At 80.0% G+C, this 4,228-nt stretch carries 1 protein-coding gene and 1 pseudogene; both read right to left on the bottom strand.

What is annotated here, in order from left to right; translation table 11 throughout:
- A pseudogene (locus E1265_RS34320) lies at nucleotides 1-390 on the bottom strand (hypothetical protein); the annotation flags it as partial.
- On the bottom strand, nucleotides 387-4,228 hold a 3,842-nt coding region (locus E1265_RS40055; protein ID WP_243741316.1), incomplete at its 5' end, for a DUF5682 family protein. The gene E1265_RS40055 and the pseudogene E1265_RS34320, both read right to left, overlap by 4 nt.

Here is a 4,228-nt window from a genome sequence, read left to right as displayed (position 1 = left end):
GGCCAGGGCCTCGGGGACGGCTGCCGGGGCGGGTGGCTCCGCGGGCGTCGGGGCGTCGGTCGCGACGGCTGCGCCGGTGTCAGCGGCCGGCTCCGGCCCGGCGACCGGCGCGGCCCCCGCGGCGGCCGGCCGGTGCACGCAGCCGGGCGCCAACAGGCAGCCGCAGCGGACGTCCTCGACATCGGTCACCCGACCGCCGAGGGCGCGGAGTTCGAGCGCGGTCTCGTCGTCGACGGCGATCCGGTAGGTGTCGCCGTCCCTGCTGACCGGCCTGGCGGCGAGCTTGGCGGTCGCGGCGTCGAGGCGCTTGCGGAGCCGGGGACTGAGCGCGGCCACCAGCGCGGCGGTGACCTCGGGGGCGACGGGCGGCAGCGAGTGGGTGTCGGTCACCGGATCTTCTCCCCTACCCAGCGGGCGAGTTCGAGCGGGCTAAGCGCGGCGACCGGCATGCCGGCCGCGACCAACTGCCCGGCCGTGCCCGTGCTGTACCGGGGGCGGCCGGCGTCGTCCAGGCTGGCGCAGCCGAGCACGTGGCAGCCGGCGGCGGCCAACGCGCGGACCTCTGCGAGGAGACCGCCGAGCGGGTAGCCCTCCTCGAAGTCGCTGACGACCACCACCAGGGTGCGGGAGGGCGCCGTCACCAGCGTGCGGGCGTGCCGCAGCGCGGCGGCGATGTGGGTGCCGCCGCCGACCCGCACCTCGAGCAGCAGCGCCAGGGGGTCCTCGACGTGTCCCGTGAGGTCGACCACCTCGGTGGAGAAGGCCAGGAAGTGGGTGGTGAGGGCGGGCACCCCGGCGAGGACGGCGGCCGTCAGCGCGGACCAGACGGTGGAGGACTCCATGGAGCCGGAGACGTCGGTGGCGATGATCAGCCGCCAGTCGGCGGTGCGGCGGGCGCGGGTGCGGAAGACGGGGCGCTCGGGGATGACCTGGACGGCGCCGCCTGGCCCGCGCCGGGCCGTGGCCAGGTTGGCACGCACGGTGCGGCCGAGGTCGAGCGGGCCGCCGGGGCGGCGGCTCGGCCGGGGCAGGGCGGCGCCGGTGAGCGCGGGGCGGAGCCTGGTGGCCAACTCGCGGGTGAGCTCGTCCACCAGGCGACGGACCAGCGGACGCAGGCGTGCCAGCCGCGCCTCGGGGAGGCCGCCGGCGTGGCTGAGCACGGTGCGCAGCAGTTCGACGGAGGGACGGACCCGGTCGGGGTCGAGAGCCAGCGCCGCGTCGCCCCGGCCGGCGGCCACGGCGGCGGCCAGCACCTCCTCGCGAATGCCGGGGCCGAACAGGACGGCCAGCTCCTCCGACCACTCGCGGACCCCGGGGTACGGCACCTCGCGCCCCCCGCCGCGCCCGCCGGGCAGGTCGCCTCTGGCGCCCTCGCCTCGACCGACCCCGTAGAGCTCGTCCAACGCGGTGGCCAGGGAAACGGCTCGCGCCGAGAGCCGCCCACCGCGGCGCCCGAGCACCAACCGCCACCGGTCGCCCTCGGCGATGGCCCGGCCCGACCCGGGCGGCGGCGCCGCGGCTCGCGCCGAGGGCGCGAGCCGGGCACCGTGGGGCTCCTCGCCACCGACGACCGGCGGCTCGGCCGCCGGGGGCGCCTTCGGCTCGGGTGGGGCGGCGTCCAGGCCCGGCGCCAAGAGCGGCCCGGCCGGGCCGGGCCGGCCGAGGCCGCCGTCGGCGTCCCGACCGGCGCCGGGAGACGGCGTGCCGCCGGCCCTGACGGCCGTGGCCTCCGCATCCGGGCCGTGCGGCCCGGACTGGCCCTGCGGCCCGACCGCCGCCCGCGCCGGAGGCGAAGGCGGCGCACCGTCGCCACCAGGAGACGCCCCGGCCGCCTCTCGCGCCGCGGGCGCCGAAGCGCCGCCGTGGGCGGCAGCGCCCGGCGATGTGGCCGCCACAGGCGACGGAGGCACCGGCAGGACACCGGACGTATCAGCGCCTCCGGCCCGGCCGGACGGCCCCACCGGAGGCACGGGCGCCGCACCGTCCGCACCGCGAGGCGCGTCGGCCACCTCTCGCGCCGGAGGCGTGGGCGGCGCGCTGCAGACGCCTTCGCGGGTGCCGCCTGGCTCCAACGGCGCGGTGGGGTGGCCAGAACGGTCCAGGCCGTGACCGGCCGTGCCCTGGCCGGACGGGGTGGGATGGCCGAGGCCGCCCGCCCCGGGGTCCGGCAGGAGTCCCATCGTGGCCAGGTCCGCGCGAGTGGCCAGGTCGGCGCGGGTCCACAGTTCGAGCGTGGGTGCGTCGATGTCGGGGAGGGCGGCGAGGGCGTCGCCGACGCGGTCCTCGATGACGGTGAGGAGGCGGTCCCTGGCGGCGGGGCTGAGGGTGTCGAAGCCGCCGCGCAGCGCTGGCAGGCGGTCGAGGAAGGCCCGGTCCTGCAGTTCGGCGACGCGGTCGAGCAGCGGGGCGAACGCCGCGGGCGCGGCCTCGAGCAGGGGCCCGGCGGCGGTCAGCAGGCCCGTCAGACGGTCCTTCAGCTGGGCGCGGCGGTCCCGGTCGGTGGCCGCGTCCACCCAGGACGCGACGCGCGTGCCCAGCGCGTCCGGCGGCTCGTGGCCGAGCAGCACCCGCACCGCGCCCGCGGCGCCCCGCATCAGCGGGGAGCCGTCGGCGGCGAGCTCCGCCAGCGCGGCGGCGAGCCTGATGCCGCCGAACGCGTCGGCCCGGTGGGCCAGTTCGACCAAGGCGCGGGCGTCGGCCGGGTCCTCGGAGCCGGCGAGCCCGGCGACCCGGCGGACGGCCGCGGTGGTGAGCGACTCGGTGACCGGCGCGGCGTCCGGCAGGCCGCCGCTGAGCCGGTCGAGCAGGCTGAGGGCCGCAAGCAGCTCGGACAGGGTGGCCGAGGCGGGCAGCACCGTGCCGGCCTCGGCGAGCCGCTCGGCGGCCAGGGCCCCGAGGCCGCAGCCGGCGGCCAGGTCGAGGCCGGCGATGACCTGGGCGGCGGTGGGGCCGCTCGCGTCCCGCTCGGCGCGGTGCCGCTCGCGCAGGGTGCCCTCCGCGGCCTGGGCCGCGGTCACGCCGCGCGGCGAGGCGGTCGCCAGCATGGCGGCCGTGGCCGGCGTCCAGCCGACGGTCCAGCGGGTGGTGACGGCGTCGCCGCCGCCCGCGCCGCTGACCCGCTGCTCCTCGGCGTAGGGGATGCCGCAGACCGTGAGCCGGCGCAGCAGCAGCTCGCGCCGCTGGTCGAGCGGCGAACGCCGTGGATCGAGCCGGAGGTCGCGCGGCCCCGCGGCCACCTCGTCAGGACCCGGCAGGCCGAGCTCGGCGCACTCGGCCGCCACGGCGGGGGCGAGGCCGCCGCGCGGCGCGCCGGGCGCCGGGTGGCCGGCGCGGCGGCCCACCAGCACCTCCTCGAGGGCGCGGGACACGGCGCGGCCACGGCCGAACGGCTCCCCTTGGAGGAGCACGGTGCCGGCGGCCTCGACCAGCTCGCCGCGGCCGGGGGCCGGCAGCCCGCGCAGCCGGGCCAGGTCGGTGGCGACGCGGGTGATCTCCCGGGCGTCCGCGGGACCCGAGGGGTGGTCCTGGGCGCGCAGCCGAGCGCAGACGCGGACGGCGGTGGCGGTCAGCGCGCGCTCAAGCGCGGCGGGGTCGCCGGCGGCGGCGAGCACTTGGTGCTGCCACTCGGGGTCGCGGATGCCGGCCGGATAGCCGGAGCGCTCGTCGAGCAGCGGGTAGGTGTACGGGATCAGGGAGACCGTCCACGGCTGTTCGGCCTTCGGGTCGGCCGGCCGGTCGACTGGCGGCGGCTGACCGTCGCCGGCCGCGAGGGCGGCGGCGGTGAGGGCCGGGGCGTGGAAGGCGCCCACGACCGCCGCGACCCTGCGGCCGCCCGCGGCGGCCTCGCTGATCCGGGCCCGCATCCACCGCTCGCGGTGCAGGTCGACGGCGTCGACACCACCGGCGTCGGTCGCGTCCCGGCGCAGGGCCCAGCCGGCGAGCAGGGCGGCGCGGCGCACCGCCTCGGGCGTGGAGCCGGGGGCGGTGACCTCGACCAGACGGTCCCAGAGGTCGTCTCCGGCGCGGCCGGTGAGGCGGGCGCCGAGCGCCTGGCGCAGCCCTGGGCGGTGGGCGGCGGCCTGGCTCCGGTCGCCGAGCCAGGCGCGGCTGGCCAACGGCAGGTCGGCGGCGATCGCGGGGACCCCGTGGCGCGCGGCCCAGCGCAGGGCGACCAGCTCGGGCGAGAAGTCGGCGAACGGGTAGAAGGCCGGCGGGGCGGGGTCGGGGC

This window comes from Streptomyces sp. 8K308 (genome assembly GCF_004348315.1).
GTDB lineage: Bacteria > Actinomycetota > Actinomycetes > Streptomycetales > Streptomycetaceae > Streptomyces.
The sequence above is the reverse complement of the archived record's forward strand: the minus strand, read 5'-3'. Positions and strand labels throughout refer to the sequence as shown.